The sequence below is a fragment of the Nocardioides sp. SRI_004 genome (genome assembly GCF_057586415.1).
In genome coordinates this window covers 37,091-55,060 of sequence record NZ_JBYCZV010000019.1, presented here as the reverse complement: position 1 = coordinate 55,060, position 17,970 = coordinate 37,091, and the positions used below count along the sequence as shown (strand labels likewise).

17 protein-coding genes are annotated in these 17,970 nt (G+C 72.2%); 8 read left to right on the top strand and 9 right to left on the bottom strand.

Going from position 1 to position 17,970, the window contains the following annotated elements:
• Positions 1–20: 20 nt before the first annotated feature.
• Positions 21–863: a Bax inhibitor-1/YccA family protein gene (locus AC2YHB_RS21820; RefSeq protein WP_179650343.1), complete on the top strand. Its 843-nt coding sequence runs from the start codon at positions 21–23 to the stop codon at positions 861–863.
• A 136-nt stretch (positions 864–999) separates the two neighbouring features.
• Here AC2YHB_RS21820 and AC2YHB_RS21815 read toward each other — a convergent pair whose 3' ends face one another.
• Positions 1,000–2,031, bottom strand: coding sequence for a hypothetical protein (locus AC2YHB_RS21815; protein WP_218864739.1), 1,032 nt, complete (start codon positions 2,029–2,031; stop codon positions 1,000–1,002).
• Positions 2,032–2,185: 154 nt separating this feature from the next.
• Positions 2,186–3,208 (bottom strand): SGNH/GDSL hydrolase family protein, encoded by a 1,023-nt coding sequence (locus AC2YHB_RS21810; RefSeq protein ID WP_179650345.1) that lies wholly within the window; start codon positions 3,206–3,208, stop codon positions 2,186–2,188.
• A gap of 37 nt (positions 3,209–3,245) precedes the next feature.
• Between AC2YHB_RS21810 and AC2YHB_RS21805 the strand changes: the two genes are divergently transcribed.
• Together AC2YHB_RS21805 and AC2YHB_RS21800 are read left to right on the top strand one after the other, a co-directional pair.
• Positions 3,246–4,631, top strand: coding sequence for a cystathionine beta-synthase (locus AC2YHB_RS21805; RefSeq protein WP_179650347.1), 1,386 nt, complete (start codon positions 3,246–3,248; stop codon positions 4,629–4,631).
• Between the two features lie 4 nt (positions 4,632–4,635).
• Entirely contained in the window at positions 4,636–5,136 is a 501-nt protein-coding gene (locus AC2YHB_RS21800; protein ID WP_179650349.1) for a GNAT family N-acetyltransferase, read from the top strand.
• A 12-nt stretch (positions 5,137–5,148) separates the two neighbouring features.
• Here the strand turns inward: AC2YHB_RS21800 and AC2YHB_RS21795 are convergent, their stop codons facing one another.
• Both AC2YHB_RS21795 and AC2YHB_RS21790 read right to left on the bottom strand, forming a co-directional pair.
• On the bottom strand, positions 5,149–5,544 hold the full coding sequence (locus AC2YHB_RS21795) for a low affinity iron permease family protein (protein WP_179650350.1): 396 nt from the start codon (positions 5,542–5,544) through the stop codon (positions 5,149–5,151).
• A gap of 9 nt (positions 5,545–5,553) precedes the next feature.
• Positions 5,554–6,513 (bottom strand): GNAT family N-acetyltransferase, encoded by a 960-nt coding sequence (locus tag AC2YHB_RS21790; protein ID WP_179650351.1) that lies wholly within the window; start codon positions 6,511–6,513, stop codon positions 5,554–5,556.
• Positions 6,514–6,616: 103 nt separating this feature from the next.
• Here AC2YHB_RS21790 and fdxA point away from each other — a divergent pair, with 103 nt between their 5' ends.
• Together fdxA and dapC are read left to right on the top strand one after the other, a co-directional pair.
• Positions 6,617–6,943 (top strand): ferredoxin, encoded by a 327-nt coding sequence (gene fdxA, locus AC2YHB_RS21785; protein WP_036540981.1) that lies wholly within the window; start codon positions 6,617–6,619, stop codon positions 6,941–6,943.
• Positions 6,944–6,964: 21 nt separating this feature from the next.
• On the top strand, positions 6,965–8,089 hold the full coding sequence (gene dapC, locus AC2YHB_RS21780) for a succinyldiaminopimelate transaminase (protein ID WP_373366954.1): 1,125 nt from the start codon (positions 6,965–6,967) through the stop codon (positions 8,087–8,089).
• An 11-nt stretch (positions 8,090–8,100) separates the two neighbouring features.
• Here dapC and AC2YHB_RS21775 read toward each other — a convergent pair whose 3' ends face one another.
• Complete coding sequence (locus AC2YHB_RS21775; protein WP_179650353.1) at positions 8,101–8,490, bottom strand: cupin domain-containing protein; 390 nt, start codon at positions 8,488–8,490, stop codon at positions 8,101–8,103.
• A 65-nt stretch (positions 8,491–8,555) separates the two neighbouring features.
• Here AC2YHB_RS21775 and AC2YHB_RS21770 point away from each other — a divergent pair, with 65 nt between their 5' ends.
• A complete protein-coding gene (locus tag AC2YHB_RS21770) occupies positions 8,556–10,478 on the top strand; it encodes an ATP-binding protein (RefSeq protein ID WP_179650354.1) in 1,923 nt (640 codons plus the stop codon).
• A gap of 159 nt (positions 10,479–10,637) precedes the next feature.
• Here AC2YHB_RS21770 and AC2YHB_RS21765 read toward each other — a convergent pair whose 3' ends face one another.
• Complete coding sequence (locus tag AC2YHB_RS21765) at positions 10,638–11,597, bottom strand: VldE C-terminal domain-containing protein (RefSeq protein WP_487354609.1); 960 nt, start codon at positions 11,595–11,597, stop codon at positions 10,638–10,640.
• A 46-nt stretch (positions 11,598–11,643) separates the two neighbouring features.
• Positions 11,644–12,585 carry a 2,3,4,5-tetrahydropyridine-2,6-dicarboxylate N-succinyltransferase gene (gene dapD / locus AC2YHB_RS21760; protein WP_051931430.1) on the bottom strand — a complete coding sequence of 314 codons (942 nt, stop codon included), beginning with the start codon at positions 12,583–12,585 and terminating at the stop codon, positions 11,644–11,646.
• 58 nt (positions 12,586–12,643) lie between these two features.
• On the opposite strand from dapD, the gene AC2YHB_RS21755 reads away from it, so the two are divergent.
• Entirely contained in the window at positions 12,644–13,051 is a 408-nt protein-coding gene (locus AC2YHB_RS21755) for a hypothetical protein (protein ID WP_179650359.1), read from the top strand.
• 10 nt (positions 13,052–13,061) lie between these two features.
• On the opposite strand, the gene AC2YHB_RS21750 is transcribed toward AC2YHB_RS21755, so the two are convergent.
• The gene (locus AC2YHB_RS21750; RefSeq protein WP_487354608.1) at positions 13,062–13,856 is read right to left on the bottom strand and encodes an acyl-CoA thioesterase; all 795 of its coding nucleotides are present in this window, start codon (positions 13,854–13,856) and stop codon (positions 13,062–13,064) included.
• Positions 13,857–13,919: 63 nt separating this feature from the next.
• Complete coding sequence (locus tag AC2YHB_RS21745; protein WP_487354607.1) at positions 13,920–14,402, bottom strand: DinB family protein; 483 nt, start codon at positions 14,400–14,402, stop codon at positions 13,920–13,922.
• A 285-nt stretch (positions 14,403–14,687) separates the two neighbouring features.
• Between AC2YHB_RS21745 and ileS the strand changes: the two genes are divergently transcribed.
• On the top strand, positions 14,688–17,966 hold the full coding sequence (gene ileS / locus AC2YHB_RS21740) for an isoleucine--tRNA ligase (protein WP_487354606.1): 3,279 nt from the start codon (positions 14,688–14,690) through the stop codon (positions 17,964–17,966).
• Positions 17,967–17,970: the final 4 nt, after the last annotated feature.

Here is a 17,970-nt window from a genome sequence, read left to right as displayed (position 1 = left end):
GCAGACCTGCGGAGGAGATCATGCAGAGCAACAACCCGGTGTTCCGGCGCTCGGAGGAGTTCAACCGGAGCGGTGCAGGCGCGTACCAGGGGTTCGGCCAGCAGCCGGGCTACGGTCAGCCCGGCCAGCCCTACCCGGGCTACGGCCGGCCCGCCCCGACCCCCACCACGGGAACGGGCCGGATGACCATCGACTCGGTCGTCCAGTCGACGTCGATCACGATCGGCATCACCGTCCTCGCCGCCGCGGTCACGTGGCTCGTGACGCCGGCGATCAGCCCCGAGACGGGCATCCCGTCCAGCCTGCTGGCGGCCTCGGTCATCGGTAGCGGCGCGGCCTTCATCCTGTCGCTGGTCAACTCGTTCAAGCGGATCATCAGCCCCGGCCTCGTCATGGCCTTCGCGGTCGCCGAGGGCGTCGCGCTCGGCGCGCTCAGCGAGCTGTTCAACGCGGTCTACGGCGGCGGCATCGTCGTCCAGGCAGTGATCGGGACGTTCGCGGCCTTCGGTGGCACGCTGGCGGCGTACAAGTTCTTCGACATCCAGGTCGGCAACAAGTTCCGCACCTTCGTCATCGCGGCCATGTTCGGCATGGTGGCCCTGAGCCTCTTCGAGGTCGTGCTCGGCCTCTTCGGCAGCAACCTGGGCCTCTTCGAGGACGGCGCGCTCGGCCTGGTCTTCGCCATCGCCGGTCTCGTGCTCGGTGTGTTCATGCTGATCCTCGACTTCGACTTCGTCGAGCAGGGTGTCCGCAACGGCCTGCCGGAGCGCGAGTCGTGGCGGGCCTCGTTCGGCCTGCTCGTCAGCCTGGTCTGGATCTACACCAACCTGCTCCGGATCCTCGCGATCCTCCAGCAGGACTGACCGACCGCTTCGTACGACGGCCCCGGTCCCACCTCGGTGGGGCCGGGGCCGTTGTGTTTTGCGGTTCACCTACCGAATTTGTCGCCAAGGGGATCAGGGCGCGACGAATTCGGTAGGTGCGTCGTACCACCCGACCTCACGCGGAGGTCCGTCGAAGCCACCGCTGCCTGTCCTCCTCGTCCAGCGCGCGCCGTGCCTGGACGGACGAGGTGTCGACCCACCAGTGCGGCTGGTCCAGTGTCCAGCCCTGCCCGGCGTGGCGCCGCCGGGCGCGCGCGTACGCCGCATCGAGCCGGCGCTCGAAGGAGCCGAGGTCCCGCAGATCGGTGGACAGCATCGTGACGAGCTCGAAGCCGAGTTCCCGACACAGCTCCTCCGTCTCGAGATCGCGGCGTCGTACCGTCCGTCGCTCATGGATCAGTCCGTCGTACTGCCCGACGACGCCTGCCTCCGCGTCGAACAGGTCGGGCGTCAGGAGATGGCTGCCGGCCGGGTCGAAGATGGGTGCGTTGCACAGCAGTGTGGCGACGGGGTGGCGCTGCCGCCAGCGCATCAGCATGGTGACCTCCATCGGCGACCAGACGTTCTCGTCAGCCACTTCGAGCGCAGTGTTGAGGCGTCGAGTGTGCGGGCGACCCTTGATCCGCGCGGCGTAGTCGCGGAGCTCGTCGAGACTGGCCAGGTCGTCTGCCATGGCCATGCAGATGACCTGGACGGTTTCCTCCATGGATCGCGCGCGTAGAGCCGCGACGCAGATCGATCGCTCGGGACGGGTGATCGGAAGACCGTCAACGCGCATGATGTCGCCGTCGAAGAGCCAGTCCCGGCACAGCTGGACTCCCGGACGGCGTGCGAGGTGCACCGAGTCGCCGATGGCGACCGGCACCGGGAGGGGCTCGCCGCCTGCTGTGCACCCGGGGAACCATCGCGCTCCTTGCCAGTGCAAGGCGGCCCAGCCCGTGGCCCCGCTGCCCTCGGGGGCACTCGCGACCGCCTCCACGATCCGTTGTAGGACCGAGCCTTGACCGACATGTGCAGGCACGAAGAGGCCGCAGGACGACCCACGCCAACGCGGCCCGCGTGCCTGGCCCGGAGTCGGACCGTTGCGCCCCGACGGGTCGACGGGCACCGGGACGACAATGTCCGGCCGGGTGATGTTCAGCTCCATCGGCCCAGCCTCGGCCAGATCGCCGGCCTCGGGCGGTCGTCCTCCACAGGCCTGCCGGGAAGTGCGGTTCACCTACCGAATTCGCTCTCGACAGCGCCGAAGCGCGACAAATTCGGTAGGTGAACCGCGACCAGATGCGGACGTGAGGAGCCGCTCAGTCGGCGACGGGTGCGCCCTCGTGCTCGGCCGGGGCCTCGCCGGGGACGTGCTGGCGGCTGCGGCGGTGGCGCAGCTCGACCCAGAGGCCGCGGACGCCGGCGCGGCGGCCGCCGATCTCGGTGCCGTCGAGCTCGGTGCCCGGCTCGTTGACGGCCTGGACGGCTGCGCGGGTGATCGGCAGGACGCCCTCGCCGCGGTAGGCCTCGAGGGCGACCTCCTCGTCGGGGACCTGCTCGAGAGCGGCGAGCACCGACGGGACCAGGACGCCGGCGAGGGCCTTGTAACCCTCGGCGGACGGGTGGAACTGGTCGGGGCCGAACAGCAGCGCCGGGGCTGCGGCGAACTCGGGACCCAGCACGTCGCCGAGCGACACCGTCCGGCCGCCCTCCTCGATGACCGCGATCGTCTGGGCCGCCGCGAGGCGGCGCGACCAGGCGCGCGCCACCTGGCGCAGCGGCGGCGCGATCGGCTGGACCGTGCCCAGGTCCGGGCAGGTGCCGACGACCACGCTGGCGCCGGCGCCCATCAGCCGGCGCACCCCCTCGGAGAGGTAGCGCACCGAGTGCGAGGGCCGCATCGTGTGGGTGACGTCGTTGCCGCCGATGAGGATCACGGCGGCGTCGGGCTCGATCGGCAGCGCGCGGCCGACCTGCGCGGCGAGGTCGGAGGACTTGGCGCCCACGACGCAGAACTCCCGCAGGTAGACACGGCGGTTCGCGTGCTCGGCCACGGCGGAGGCGATCAGCGCGCCCGGCGTCTCCTCGACCCGGTCGACGCCGTAGCCCGCGGCGCTGGAGTCGCCCAGCAGGGCGATCCGGATGGCGGGACCGGGGCGGCCGCGGCCGTACCAGCCGGTCGCGTCCGGGGGCGGCTCCTCGCGCGCGGGACCGATCGTCTTGCGCGCCAGCCGGGCCTCCGCGGTGAGTACGCCGTAGAGGCCGGCGCCCAGCGCGGAGAGCCCGCCGCCGCCGTACAACGCGGCGGAGGCGAGCTTGCGGGCTGCGGACGCCTTGCTCACGGCGGCAACTCTACGGATCCACCGATACGGTGATGGCATGGAGTACGTCGAATCCCTGCTGGAGCTGATCGGCAACACCCCGCTGGTCCGGCTCAACCGTTCCCTCGACCTGCCCGCTGACGGACCGTTGGTGCTGGCCAAGGTGGAGTACCTCAACCCCGGCGGTTCGGTGAAGGACCGGATCGCGACCCGCATGATCGAGGCTGCCGAGGAGTCCGGCGCCCTCAAGCCCGGCGGCACGATCGTCGAGCCGACGTCCGGCAACACCGGAGTCGGCCTCGCGATGGTGGCGCAGCAGAAGGGCTACCACTGCATCTTCGTGTGCCCCGACAAGGTGAGCGAGGACAAGCGCAACGTCCTCAAGGCGTACGGCGCCGAGGTGGTCGTCTGCCCGACCGCCGTCCCGCCCGAGCACCCCGACTCCTACTACAACGTCAGCGACCGCCTCGCGGCGCAGCCGGGCGCGTGGAAGCCCGACCAGTACTCCAACCCGCACAACCCGCGCTCCCACTACGAGGAGACCGGGCCCGAGCTCTGGCGCCAGACCGAGGGCCGGATCACCCACTTCGTCGCGGGCGTCGGCACCGGCGGCACCATCTCCGGCATCGGCCGCTACCTCAAGGAGCAGAACAAGGACGTCCAGGTCGTCGGCGCCGACCCGGCCGGCTCGGTCTACTCCGGCGGCACCGGCCGCCCGTACCTCGTCGAGGGCGTCGGTGAGGACTTCTGGCCCGAGACCTACGACCGCGAGGTCGCCGACCGGATCATCGAGGTCTCCGACGCCGACTCGTTCGCATTCACCCGCCGCCTCGCCCGCGAGGAGGCGCTGCTCGTCGGCGGATCGTCCGGCATGGCCGCCTTCGCCGCGCGCCAGCTGGCGCAGGAGCTCGCCGACGCGGGCCAGAGGGACGCCGTGATCGTCGTGCTGCTGCCCGACTCGGGCCGCGGCTACCTCAGCAAGGTCTTCAACGACGACTGGCTGGCGCAGTACGGCTTCAGCACCGGCCAGCCGCAGCCCGCCCGCACGATCGGCGAGGTCCTCCGCAGCAAGACCGCCGGCCTGCCGGCCCTCGTGCACACGCACCCCAACGAGACGATCGCCGAGGCCGTCGCCATCCTGCAGGAGTACGGCGTCTCGCAGATGCCCGTCGTGCGCGCCGAGCCGCCGGTCGTGGCGGCCGAGGTGGCGGGCTCGGTCTCCGAGCGGGCCCTGCTCGACGCGCTCTTCACCGGCAAGGCCCGGCTCAACGACTCGGTCGAGCAGCACATGTCGCCGGCCCTGCCGACGATCGGCTCGACCGAGGACGCGACGGCGGCGGTCCCGCTGCTGGAGTCGGCGGACGCCGTCCTGGTGCACGAGGACGGCAAGCCGGTCGGGGTGCTCACGCGCCACGACCTGCTGAACTTCCTCGCCAAGGGCTGAGTGCGTGCACGTTGAGACCGGGACCGCCCTCCCCGAGGGTGTCCGGTTCGCGCGGCCGGAGGACGTCCCCGACGTCCTCCGGCTGATCCGCGCCCTCGCGGACTACGAGCGCGAGCCGGACGCGGTCGAGACCACCGAGGCCGACCTGCACCGCTGGGTGTTCGGCGACGACCCGGTGGCGAACGTGCTGGTCGCAGAGGCCGATGGCGTTGTCGTCGGGATGGCGCTGTGGTTCCGCACCTACTCGACCTGGACGGGTGTGCCGGGCATCTACCTCGAGGACCTGTTCGTCGATCCCGCAGCCCGGGGGAGCGGCCTGGGCAAGGCGCTGCTCACCGCGCTCGCCCGGATCGCCGTCGACCGCGGCTACCGCCGCGTCGAGTGGGCCGTCCTCGACTGGAACACGCCGTCGATCGAGTTCTACGAGGCGCTCGGTGCGCGGCCGATGCAGGAGTGGTCGACCTACCGGCTCACCGGCGACGCGCTGGAGTCGCTCGGCGGGTGAGGCCGGCGTCGGTCAGTGCCGCTCCTCGAGCCCGACGGCGTCGCGGAGCCGGCGGACCGAGGCGCGCAGCTCCTCGGAGTCGCCGGCCTGGTGGGACATCAGGTCGGACAGCGCCTCGGCGATCACGTTGAGCTTCTCCTGCGACGCCTCCTCGCCGCGCCGGCCGGCGTTCTCGAGGAGGACCAGCAGGAGCAGCGAGAGGATCGCGGATCCCGTGTGGAGCCCGAGCTCCCACTTCGTCGTGCTTCCCCACAACGGCTTGCTGAGCGCCCATGCCGCGAGGGCGACGACGATGACGCCGAAGAAGGGCGCCCGGCTGATGTGGTCGTTGATGCGGTCGACGAACCGCTCGAACCACGCCCGCCCGCCGCTGCTGTGCCGCGACTCCGCGGCCGGGTTGCTCCTCATGGCGCGAGGCTATGCCAGCGCTGCTCCCGCCGGCGGGACGTAGTAGCGGCACGTGTGGTGGGGCGCGAAGCCCAGGGCGTCCCAGAAGGCGAGGCCGCCCGGGTTGGCGGTCTCGACGTGCAGCCACGCCGTCAGCGCGCCCTGCTCGGCGCCCCAGTCGAGCAGCTCCGCGAGGACCGCCGACGCGAGGCCGCGCCGGCGGTGGCCGGGGTCGACCGTCAGGCCGTAGATGCCGAGCCAGTCGCCGTCGAGCCGGGCCTGCGCCTCGGCGAGCGGGTCGCAGCCGGTGCCGACGCTCGCGACGGCGCGGCCGTCGACGGCGGTGAGCTCGACGGCCTTCCCCTGGCGCCCGAGGGTACGACGAACGCGCGACACCGCCGCGAGCCGGAGCTCCGACTCGCCGTACCCGAGGTCGTGCCAGCCGAGCGCGCGCAGCTCGTCCTCGACGGGGGAGCCCGCCTCGAGCTGGGCGAGCGGGTCGCGCCCGCGGGCGGCGTAGAACGCGACGACCTCCTGCGCCGCCTCGGCGACGGGACGGCCGGGGTCGCCGATGGCGAGACACGAGTTGGCCCGCTTGCGGAGGGTGGTCACGGGATCGGGCTGGCAGCGCAGCTCCCACTCGCCGAGAGGGATCCGCTCGAGGTCGGGCCACAGTGCGCCGGTGCGTGCCTCGGCGTCGCGGGTGCTCACCCGCAGCCGGGTCGAGGGGCGCGGCGGCACCGGCTTGCCGGAGACGATGTCGCCGATCGCGATGGTGACCGGCTCGCCGGACTCCGGCTGGACCACGCACCGACCGTCCCCCCACGCCAGGCAGGTGCCGAGCAGGTCGGTGAACCCGGGACCGCCGGTCGGGCCGGTCTGACCCCGCAGGAGGCGGCGTACGACGATCCGCTGGCCGATGACGTGCGGGCCGAGCAGGTGCCGGCCGGACGGATGTCCATCTTCGGGGGGTCTGCGCGCATCCGACACGGTCGGGATACTAGGCTGCTCCCCGACACGAAACCCCTTCATATTGGATCCGTCGTGTCGAGCCCGAAGCCCCGTAGTGGAAGTCCTGGTCCAGGAGGAACCGATGACCTACATCATCTCGCAGCCGTGCGTCGATGTTAAGGACCGTGCGTGCGTCGATGAGTGCCCGGTCGACTGCATCTACGAGGGCAAGCGGATGCTCTACATCCACCCCGACGAGTGCGTCGACTGCGGCGCCTGCGAGCCGGTCTGCCCGGTCGAGGCGATCTTCTACGAGGACGACGTGCCGGAGGAGTGGAAGGACTACTACGACGCCAACGTGAAGTTCTTCGACGACCTCGGCTCGCCCGGTGGCGCCGCCAAGATGGGCGAGATCGACAAGGACGCCGAGTTCGTCGCCGCGCTCGAGCCGCAGAACCAGGACCACTGAGTCCGCTCTGCGATGGTTGAGGTGCGAGCGCAGCGAGCCTCGAAACCCGTCTCGGGCCGCCTTCCCGACTTCCCCTGGGACAAGCTGACCCAGTACGCCGCCACCGCGCGCGCACACCCTGACGGGATCGTGGACCTGTCGATCGGTACGCCGGTCGACCCCACCCCGGAGGTCGCCCGCCGCGCACTGGCGGAGGCCGCCGACTCGCCGGGCTACCCGCTCACGGTCGGCACGGCCGAGGTCCGCCAGGCCGTCGTCGACTGGCTCGCCGGCACCCACGGTGTGACCGGCCTGGGCCTCGACCAGGTCCTGCCGCTCATCGGCTCCAAGGAGTTCATCGCCTCGCTGCCGACGTTCCTGGGTCTCGGCCCCGGCGACGTCATCGGCTACCCCGAGCTGGCCTACCCCACCTACGAGGTCGGGGCCGCGCTGGTCGGCGCCAAGGCCGTCGCCACCGACTCGCTGACCGCCTTCGGCCCCGAGACGCCGAGCCTGCTGTGGATCAACTCGCCGTCGAACCCGTCCGGCCGCGTGCTCCCCAAGGAGCACCTCAGGAAGGTCGTCGACTGGTGCCGCGAGCGCGGCGTGCTGCTCGTCTCCGACGAGTGCTACCTCGACTGCGTGTGGGAGGGCGAGGCGTACTCCGCCCTGCACCCCGACATCTCCGGCGGCTCCTCCGACGGGATCCTCGTCGTCCACTCGCTGTCGAAGCGCTCCAACCTCGCGGGCTACCGCTGCGGGTTCGTCGCCGGTGACCCAGCCGTCATCGCCGAGCTGCTCGCGGTCCGCAAGAACCTCGGCCTGATCATGCCCGGACCGGCGCAGCACGCGATGGCGGCCGTCCTCGGCGACGAGGCGCACGTCAAGGAGCAGCACGAGCGTTATCTCGCCCGTCGTACGAAGCTGCGGGCCGCGCTCGAGTCCGCGGGCTACACGATCGAGCACTCCGAGGCGTCGCTCTACCTCTGGACGACCCGCGGCCCCGACGGACCGGACGCCTGGCAGCTCGTCGCCGAGCTCGCCGAGAAGGGCATCTTGGTCGCGCCGGGCGCGTTCTACGGCGCGGCCGGCGCGCACCACGTGCGGATCGCGCTGACGGCGAGCGACGAGCGCATCGATGCGGCCGTCGCCCGCCTCTCCTCCTGACGCGCCAGCCGCTAGGCGGGGATCGTCGCCATCACCTCGAGCATGTGGTTCATCACGGCGTTGTGCTCGGCGGCGGGGCTGAACATCACGATCTCGGCATCCTCCTCGACCCGCACCGTGTGACCGGCGGGCCAGTGCACGACCTGGCCGGCGGTGCAGGTCTCGGTGCTGCCGTCGCCGTACGTCACGACGACGCGCCCGGTGGCGACGTACCCCCAGTGCGGGGCGAAGCACAGGCCGTCGTCGAGGCCGGCCAGCAGCGGCGCGACGTCGACGCCGGCGGCGAGCACGAGGTGCTCGGCGGCGAGGGTGCCGAAGGCGGTGCCGAACTCGCCCTGGTGGCGGACGTGGGCGCCGAGGGCGTTGATCTTGACGGGGAGGTCGGTGGTGGCGGCGTGCATGGCGGTTTCCTTTCCTCGGGAGCTGTTCACCCCTCAGGCGTGACAACCGGTGTCACAATGCGACAGTGAGCGCCGCGGCGAGCCCCGGGGACCTCGAGCGGCTGGCCCTCGAGCGCTACGTCGCGGGCGATCTCGACGGCTGCGTGGCCGCCTGGGAAGGCGTGTACGACGCCGAGCTGGCCGCGGGACGTCCCGACGCCGCCGCCCGCGCCGCCGCCCTCGTGGCGCTCAACCTGCTCTGCGAGACCGGGCTGATGGCACCCGTGCGGGGCTGGGTCGCGCGGGCCCGTCGCCTGGTCGCCGACGCCGAGCCGGGCCCGGTGCACGCGCTGCTGGCGATCACCACGACCTACGAGCGCTTCCTGTCCGGCGACCCGGACGCCGCGTGGGAGCCGGCACGGGAGGCGGTGGAGCTGGGGGAGCGGTTCGGCGTCGACCCCGCCCGCGGCCTGGGCCGCGTGGCGCTCGGTCGGCTGGCGATCCACACGGGTGACGTCGACGCGGGGATCGCGCTGCTCGACGAGCTCGCGATGGACCTGGGCGCGGGGCGCTTCGACCCGCTGACGACCGGCAACGTCTACTGCGAGCTCATCTGCGCTGCCCAGTGGCTGGGCAGGCACGACCGCGCGCGGGAGTGGACCGAGGTGATGGACCGCTGGCGGCAGGGGCCGGCGTTCGGGGCCACCCATGGACGCTGCCGCGTCCACCGCGCCGAGCTGCTGCGGATCTCCGGGCCGGCCGATGCCGCCGAGGACGAGGCCCTGGCCGCCTGCGCCGAGCTGCGCCCCTGGCTGCGCCGCGAGCTCGGCTGGCCGCTCGTCGAGCTCGGCAACATCCGGCTGCGCCGCGGCGACCTCGCCGGAGCCGAGGAGGCCTTCCGCGAGGCGCACGCACGTGCGTGGTCCCCCCAGCCGGGCATGGCGCTGGCGCGGCTCGCGCGCGGCGACCTGACCGGCGCGGCGGCGATGGTTCGCGCCGAGATCGAGCACCCGATGGCCGTGCCGTGGAAGGAGCGGCCGCCCTTCGGGGAGCTGCGCCTGGTGCCGCTCCTCGCCGCCGAGGCGGAGATCGCCTGCCACCGCGGCGACGCGGCGACCGCGGTCGCGGCCGCCGACCAGCTGACGACCGTCCTCGCGCACTACCCGAGCGCCGGCATCCGTGCCGAGGCCGCGCTGGCCCGCGCCCGCGCCGCGCTGCTCACCGGCGACCCCGCGACCGCGGTCGACACCGCGCAGGAGGCGGTCGCCGAGTGGGCCGAGCTCGAGGCGCCGTACGACGCCGCGGTGGCCCGCACCGTCCTCGGCCACGCCCACCGGGCGGCCGGCAACGACGACCTCGCGCGGCTGGAGTGGCAGGCCGCGTCGACCGGCTTCGTTGCCTTCGGGGCGGCGGGACGTGTCGCGGAGGTGGCCGCGCTGCTGGAGGCCCCGGCAGCGTCGCCGGTGCCCGGCGCACGCGCGACGCTGGCGCACGAGGGGGACCGGTGGCGGCTCGGGTACTCCGGTGTCGACGCGTGGCTGCCCGACCTCAAGGGCGTCCAGCTCCTCGCCACCCTGCTGGCCGCGCCGGGGCGGGAGTTCCCCGCCGTCGACCTGGCCGGCGCCGCGGTCGTCGAAGCGGGGCTGCCGGTGCTCGACGAGGAGGCCCGGGCGTCGTACCGGAGGAGGTTGGGGGAGGTCGAGGACGACCTCGCCGAGGCCGAGCGCGACAACGACGAGGCGCGGCGCGAGCTGGCCTCGCGCGACCGCGAGTACCTCCTCGCCGAGCTCTCCGGCGCGGTCGGCCTCGGCGGCCGCTCGCGCACGACGGGCGGCACCGCCGAGCGGGCCCGCACCAGCGTCACCCGCTCGCTGCGCTACGCCCTGGCCCGGGTCGCCGAGGCCCACCCCGACCTCGGCGCACACCTGTCCCGCGCCGTCCGTACCGGCACCTGCTGCAGCTACGTCCCCGACCCCACCGCCCCCCTCGACTGGCACGTCACCCCCTGACCTGCCCCCCTCGCCCGCCGAGTTGCCACTTTCCCCGGTCGACTCGCCACTTCTGGCCGTCGAGTTGCCGGTATGGCCAAGGCCACGGATCAGGATCGGCAAGTCGACCGCCAGAAGTGGCAACTCGCGCCCGGAAAGTGGCAAGTCGGCGAGTGGGGGTCAGCGGAAGACGTCGATGTGGACGTGGTCGCGGTGCTCGAGGATCGCGATGTCGCCGGAGGAGGAGGGCGGGTCGTAGTCGCGCCAGCCGTCGCGGCCGGCGGTCCAGATCCGGTCGTCGAAGATGACGGTGCGGATGTCGAGGCGGGCGGCGTTGGCGACCGCCCAGTGCGCCATGGCCCAGCCGCGGGCGTTGTTGCGCGCGTTGACCGGGCGCACGAAGACGTCGATCGCGCGGCCGTCGTAGTGGGCGGAGCCCTCCATGTGGCCGCTGTTCACCCCGTCGGGGTCGAAGCCGCCGAGCGAGAGCCGGCCGAAGCTCGCCAGGAGCTCCTTGCGGACGGCGTTCGCGCGCGGCGTCAGCCCGCTCGGGGTCAGCTCGGTCTCCGCGTCGGGTGCGCCTCCGTCGAGGTCGCAGCTGAAGGTGGCGGGGGAGTAGCCGGTCAGCGCGGACGCCAGCGCCCGGCCGTCGGCCTCGTGGTCGGCGTACGCGCCGGGGTACGCCGAGCGTTGCACCCGCTGCGCCGCCACCGTGATCTCCAGCCCCTCGTAGCCGTCGACCTTCACCAGGGCGTCGTAGAACGCGTTGGTGGCGTAGACGGGGTCGAGGATCTGCTCCCGGGTGCCCCAGCCCTGCGAGGGCCGCTGCTGGAAGAGCCCGAGCGAGTCGCGGTCGCCGTAGTCGATGTTGGCGAGCTTGGACTCCTGGTAGGCGGTCGCGAGCGCGATCGACGCGGCCCGCGCCGGCAGCCCCCGTCGTACGGCGATGGCGGCGATCAGCGAGGCGTTCTCGGCCTGCTCGCCGGTGACGTCGACGGTGTGCCCGCCGACCGTGACCGTGCAGTCGCCCGTGGGGCCGCCGACGAGCGAGTCGGTCGCCTTGAGCACGGCGATGCCGACGGCCGCGACGGTCGTCACGACCGCCAGACCGACGACGACCGCCGTGACCCTGCCCTTCACGACCTTCAGTGTCCGGGACGGGACAAGCGGAGCCGTGCCAGCGGCGTCAGTTGGCGTGCAGCGCCGCGTTGAGGGCGATGCCCTCGCCCTGCCACGGGACGGCCTCGATGGCGCCCGAGACGGAGTTGCGGCGGAAGAGCACGTTGCTGGCGCCGGAGAGCTCGGCGGCCTTGACGACGCGCGGCTCCTTGCCCGGCTCGAGCACGGTGACCTTGGTGCCGGCGGTGACGTAGCAGCCGGCCTCGACGACGCAGTCGTCGCCGAGGGAGATGCCGATGCCGGCGTTGGCGCCGAGCAGGCAGCGCTGGCCGACCGAGATGACCTCCTTGCCGCCACCGGACAGGGTGCCCATGATCGACGCGCCACCACCGATGTCGGAGCCGTCGCCGACGACCACGCCGGCCGAGATCCGTCCCTCGACCATCGAGGTGCCGAGCGTGCCGGCGTTGAAGTTCACGAAGCCCTCGTGCATGACGGTCGTGCCCTCGGCGAGGTGCGCGCCGAGCCGCACCCGGTCGGCGTCGGCGATCCGGACACCGGCCGGGATCACGTAGTCGACGAGGCGGGGGAACTTGTCGATGCCGTGGACGGTGACGTGCTGGCCCGTGGCCTGGAGGCGCGCGCGGGTGAGCTCGAAGCCCTCGATCGCGCAGGGGCCGGCGGACGTCCAGACCACATTGGTCAGCAGGCCGAACTGGCCGTCCAGGCTGAGCCCGTGGGGCTGCACGAGGCGGTGCGAGAGCAGGTGCAGGCGCAGCCACACGTCGACGGTGTCGACCGGCGCGGCGTCGAGGTCGGCGATCTCGACGAGGTTGACCTTGCGGGTGACACCGCGGGCGTCGTCGGCGCCCTCGAGGGCGACCAGGTCCGCTGGCGCTGCGGCGTCGGCGGGCTTCTCGCCCAGCGACGGGGCAGGGAACCAGGTGTCGAGGACGGTCGCGCCGTCGGCGGCGTACGTGGTCAGGCCGAAGCCCCAGGCAGCAGTCACGTGAGGAGATCCTAGTCGTCTCCGGAACCGGACAGGTGTCGGCGCCGTCGGAGCGGACATGACCAAGGGCATGATCCTCCGCGCAGCCGTCCCGCTCCTCCTGCTCGCGCCCGCGCTGGCCGGGTGCGCCGGCGACGACGGACCGGTGACGCTCGAGGTCACCACCCAGGACTGGACCGGCTGGTCGCGCGAGCAGCCGGAGCCGACCACGCAGTCGGTCACCCTCACCGAGGGGGAGAGCTTCACCGTCACGATGCTCGGCGACGAGGTCACCGTCACCCTCACCGGTGTCGACGACGACGGGGTCGAGCTGGAGACGAGCAGGCAGCTCGCCCGCAAGGATCCCGGCGGCGGAGCCGACCACGACGACCTGACCGACGAGTTCACCCTCGACCGCGACGGCTCGGTCGCTTTCACGACACCCAGCCTCGACGGAGGTACGACGGTGACCGTCGCCGAGGGCTGAGGGCGGCCGGTCAGCCTTCGGCGAGGATCGCCAGCTGGCGCCCCTGCGCGATCAGCCGGCCCTGCTCGTCCCACAGCTCCACGTCCTCGTCGTGGTAGCCCGAGATCACGTGCCGGGTCACGACGTGCCCGAGCGCCCAGACCGTGTCCGGGCGCCGCCGGTAGTGCACGGTGAGCTGGATGGTGGCCGAGGCGAGGTGGCCGATCTCCGCCGTCACCGGCGGGAAGGCGTCCACCATCGCGCCGGCGAGGAGTGCGTCGACGGGGCGCTCGTCGACGGCCCGGATCCAGCAGATCGACTCGGTGACGCCGGTGGGCTGGCCCTGCAGCCAGCCGACGACGACCGGCGCGCGGTAGCTGTAGCGGTCGAGGATCGGCACCATCCCCTCCGGGATGAGCTCGCTGGCGTCGGCGCAGTCCTCCGGACGCGGGACGTCGGGCGCGGCGTGGGGTGTGTGCTCGACCGAGCCGACCGCGTCCCAGTCGTGGGTGCTGACCACGGCGTGCGCGATCTCCTTGCCGTCCTGGACGAGGACGGCGTCGTACGTCGAGACGCGGCGGCCCTTGCGCACCTCGCGGACCCGGATGTCGGCGGGACCGGCGGTGGCGGGCCGGAAGTAGGTGATCGAGATGCTCAGCGCGTCGGGGTGGGCCGACTCCAGGAGCACCGCGTGCTGCAGCAGCGCGAGGACGTAGCCGCCGTTGGGCGTCTGGTTGGCGGTGTTCCAGTCGGTCGTCAGCTGGACCCGGTGGACGCCGTCGCCCAGCGGCTCCGTGGCGACCGCGTCGTCGAGGAGGTGGCTCACCCGTCCATCGTGCCGGAGTACACGGACGACGACGACGTGGCAGTCGTCACTCGCCGGCCCTCCTCACTCGCCGGTCGTGCCGTCGATGCACTCGCGCAGCAGGTCTGCGTGCCCGCAGTGGCGGGCGTACTCCTCGATCATGTGCACGAGGATGTCGCGCACGCTCGAGGTCTCGGTGCCCTGGCGGAAGGTGACCACCTGGCCCAGGCCCTCGTCGGTCAGCCGGTCGAGCCAGGCGTCGGCGAGGCTCACCTGCTCGCGCCACGACCCCCACGCGAGGGTCACGGCCTCCTCGGTCGGCTCGACCTCGGCGAAGCCGGCGTCCCCGTCGTCGTACAGGCGCTCGCCCTCGACCTCCACGAGCGCCCGCTGGAACCAGAAGTGCTCGACCCGCGCCATGTGGCGGACCAGGCCGAGCAGGCTCATCGAGCTCGGCGGCACGGACTTCGTCGCGAGCTGCTCGGGGGAGAGGCCGGCGCACTTGCGCTCGAGCGTCTCGCGGTAGTGGGTGAGGTAGTCGCGGTAGTTCGCCAGCTCGCCGGTCATGGGCCCCAACCTAGGAGGCAGCGCAATCCGGTTTCCCGTACGGCGCCCGGGCGCCGTACCCTTGGGGCACAGCGTTCGAGCCGTCATCAGCGGCGAGCTCCGGGAAGAAAGCCCCCAGCAGCCAGCCGGGGGTGACTAGAACCCGGCGGGCAGGCCCGTGACAGCCGCCAAGGAGGGGTCCCGCCAGCAGGTCCGGCGGGACAAGCAGGGTGGTACCGCGGTCCTGACGGATCGTCCCTGCGGTGCAGATGCCGCAGCAGAGACGACGCAGGAGACCGAAGCCCGATGACCTATCCGAAGGTCAGCACCGACCCCACCAGTGACGCGAACAACGGGCGCGGCGCCGTTCCCGGCTCCCCGCGCTTCCCCGAGATCGAGGAGCGGGTCCTCGCGTACTGGGCGGAGGACGACACCTTCCGCGCGTCGGTCGAGCAGCGCGACCCCGGCGCCCACGGCGAGAACGAGTTCGTCTTCTACGACGGCCCGCCGTTCGCCAACGGCCTGCCGCACTACGGCCACCTGCTGACCGGCTACGTCAAGGACATCGTGCCGCGCTACCAGACGATGCGCGGCAAGCGCGTCGAGCGCCGCTTCGGCTGGGACACCCACGGCCTGCCGGCCGAGCTCGAGGCGATGCGCCTCAACGGCATCAAGACCACCGACGAGATCGTCGAGATGGGCATCGACAAGTTCAACGACGCCTGCCGCGCGTCGGTGCTCAAGTACACCGGTGAGTGGCGCGACTACGTCACCCGCCAGGCGCGCTGGGTCGACTTCGACAACGACTACAAGACCATGAACCCCGAGTTCATGGAGTCGGTGCTGTGGGCCTTCAAGAGCCTGTTCGACAAGGGCCTGGTCTACGAGGGCTTCCGCGTGCTGCCCTACTGCTGGAACGACGAGACGCCGCTGTCCAACCACGAGCTGCGGATGGACGACGACGTCTACCAGATGCGGCAGGACCCCGCGGTCACCGTCGGCTTCGACGTCACGACCCCCGGCGAGCTCCAGGGCGCGAAGCTGCTGATCTGGACCACGACCCCGTGGACCCTGCCGAGCAACCTCGCCGTGATGGTCGGCTCCGACATCGACTACGTCGCAGTGGAGCACGAGGGCCAGCGGTTCGTGCTCGCCGAGGCGCGGCTGGCGGCGTACTCCCGCGAGCTGGGCGACGAGCCCACCGTCGTGTGGCGCGGCACGGGCGCCGACCTGCTCGGCCTGACCTACGCGCCGCCGTTCTCCTACTACGCCGGCCACGCCAACGCCTTCCGCGTCGTCGCCGCCGACGAGGCGGTCACGACGACCGACGGCACGGGCCTGGTGCACAGCGCCGGCGCGTTCGGTGAGGTCGACAAGGAGGTCACCGACCGCGAGGGCATCGAGCCGGTCATGCCGGTGGGCAAGGACGGCCGGTTCACCCACCCCGTCGTCGAGTACGCCGGCATGCTGGTCTTCGACGCCAACCTGCAGATCATCGACGACCTCAAGACGGTGACCCAGGGCGGCGTCGGCGGCTCGGTGACGCCGGGCACGGTGCTGCTGCGCCGCGAGACCTACGACCACTCCTACCCGCACTGCTGGCGCTGCCGCGAGCCCCTGATCTACAAGGGCGTGAGCAGCTGGTTCGTCGAGGTCACCGCGTTCAAGGCGCGGATGGCCGAGCTCAACCAGGAGATCCGCTGGGTCCCCGAGCACATCAAGGACGGCCAGTTCGGCAAGTGGGTCGACAACGCCCGCGACTGGTCGATCACCCGCAACCGGTTCTGGGGCTCGCCGGTGCCGGTGTGGAAGTCGGACAGCGAGGAGTACCCCCGCATCGACGTCTACGGCTCCTTCGAGGAGATCGAGCGCGACTTCGGCCGGCTGCCCCGCAACGCCCAGGGCCTGCCGGACCTGCACCGCCCGTGGGTCGACGACCTGACCCGCCCGAACCCCGACGACCCGACGGGCCAGTCGACCATGCGCCGCGTCAGCGACGTCCTCGACGTGTGGTTCGACTCGGGCTCGATGAGCTTCGCTCAAGTCCACTACCCGTTCGAGAACCAGGACTGGTTCGCCGGTACTGATGACGGCTCCGCCGTGGGGCACTTCCCCGCCGACTTCATCGTCGAGTACATCGGCCAGACCCGCGGCTGGTTCTACACGCTGCACATCCTGGCGACCGCGCTCTTCGACAAGCCGGCGTTCTCGTCCTGCATCAGCCACGGCATCGTGCTCGGCTCCGACGGCAACAAGATGTCGAAGTCGCTGCGCAACTACCCCGACGTGTCCGAGGTCTTCGACCGCGACGGCGCCGACGCCATGCGCTGGTTCCTGATGGCCTCGCCGATCCTGCGCGGCGGCAACCTCGTCGTGACCGAGCAGGGCATCCGCGACGCCGTGCGCCAGGTGATGATCCCGCTCTGGAACACCTGGTACTTCTTCGCGCTCTACGCCAACGCCGAGAACTACGAGGCCAGCGTCGGTCGCGCCGAGTCGCTGGGCAGCAAGGACCCGCTCGACCGCTACCTGCTCGCCAAGACGCGCCAGTACGTCGAGAAGATGACCGCCGAGCTCGACGACTACGCCATCGCCGACGCCTGCGAGACGACGCGGGCGTTCATCGACGTGCTGACGAACTGGTACGTCCGCCGTTCCCGCGAGCGCTTCTGGGAGGGCAAGCCGGAGGCCTTCGAGACGCTGGCCGCCGTCCTCGACGTCGTGTGCCGGGTCGTGGCGCCGCTGCTGCCGCTGACGACCGAGGAGATCTGGCGCGGCCTGACCGGTGGTCGCTCGGTCCACCTCGTCGACTGGCCGGACGCCTCCGCGCTGCCGGCCGACGACCAGCTGGTCGCGGCGATGGACGAGGTCCGTGACGTGTGCTCGGCGACCTCGGCGCTGCGCAAGGCCGGCAAGCTCCGCAACCGGCTCCCGCTCGCGGGCCTGACCGTCGTGATCTCCGACCCGGCGGCGCTCGAGCCGTTCGCGGCGATCATCGCCGACGAGCTCAACGTGAAGTCGGTGCGCCTGGTCGCGGCCGACTCCGACGAGGCGGCCGGCTACGGCGTCGAGCAGAAGCTCACCGTCAACGCCCGCGCCGCGGGCCCGCGCCTGGGCAAGGACGTCCAGCTCGCCATCAAGGGCTCCAAGTCCGGCGACTGGTCCGTGGCCGCCGACGGCACGGTCACCGCCGGTGGCCTCGCGCTCGTCGAGGGCGAGTTCACGCTGGAGACCGTCGTCGGTGCCGCCACCGAGGGCGTCGCGACCGGCATGCTGCCGGCCGGTGGGTTCGTCGTGCTCGACACCGTCGTCACGCCCGAGCTCGCCGAGGAGGGCGTCGCCCGCGACCTGGTGCGCGCTGTCCAGCAGGCGCGCCGCGACGCGGACCTGCAGGTGACCGACCGGATCGAGCTCGTCGTCACCGGGACGCCGGCGGTGCTCGCCGCGGCCCGCGCCCACGAGGCGCTGATCGCGGGCGAGACCCTCGCGACGTCGTACACGGTGGGGGAGGAGGCGCCCGCGGGCGCCACCGAGGTCGTCGTCGGCGACGGCGAGAAGGGCGCGATCAGCCTGAGCCTGGCCTGACGCC

Bases quoted from the DNA above. Each gene is read 5' to 3' on its own strand.
- fdxA (WP_036540981.1), top strand. From the start codon at position 6,617: ATGACCTACATCATCTCGCAGCCGTGCGTCGATGTTAAGGACCGTGCG.
- AC2YHB_RS21805 (WP_179650347.1), top strand. From the start codon at position 3,246: ATGGAGTACGTCGAATCCCTGCTGGAGCTGATCGGCAACACCCCGCTG.
- AC2YHB_RS21815 (WP_218864739.1), bottom strand. From the start codon at position 2,031: ATGGAGCTGAACATCACCCGGCCGGACATTGTCGTCCCGGTGCCCGTC.
- AC2YHB_RS21795 (WP_179650350.1), bottom strand. From the start codon at position 5,544: ATGAGGAGCAACCCGGCCGCGGAGTCGCGGCACAGCAGCGGCGGGCGG.
- AC2YHB_RS21775 (WP_179650353.1), bottom strand. From the start codon at position 8,490: ATGCACGCCGCCACCACCGACCTCCCCGTCAAGATCAACGCCCTCGGC.
- AC2YHB_RS21745 (WP_487354607.1), bottom strand. From the start codon at position 14,402: ATGACCGGCGAGCTGGCGAACTACCGCGACTACCTCACCCACTACCGC.
- AC2YHB_RS21820 (WP_179650343.1), top strand. From the start codon at position 21: ATGCAGAGCAACAACCCGGTGTTCCGGCGCTCGGAGGAGTTCAACCGG.
- ileS (WP_487354606.1), top strand. From the start codon at position 14,688: ATGACCTATCCGAAGGTCAGCACCGACCCCACCAGTGACGCGAACAAC.
- AC2YHB_RS21755 (WP_179650359.1), top strand. From the start codon at position 12,644: ATGACCAAGGGCATGATCCTCCGCGCAGCCGTCCCGCTCCTCCTGCTC.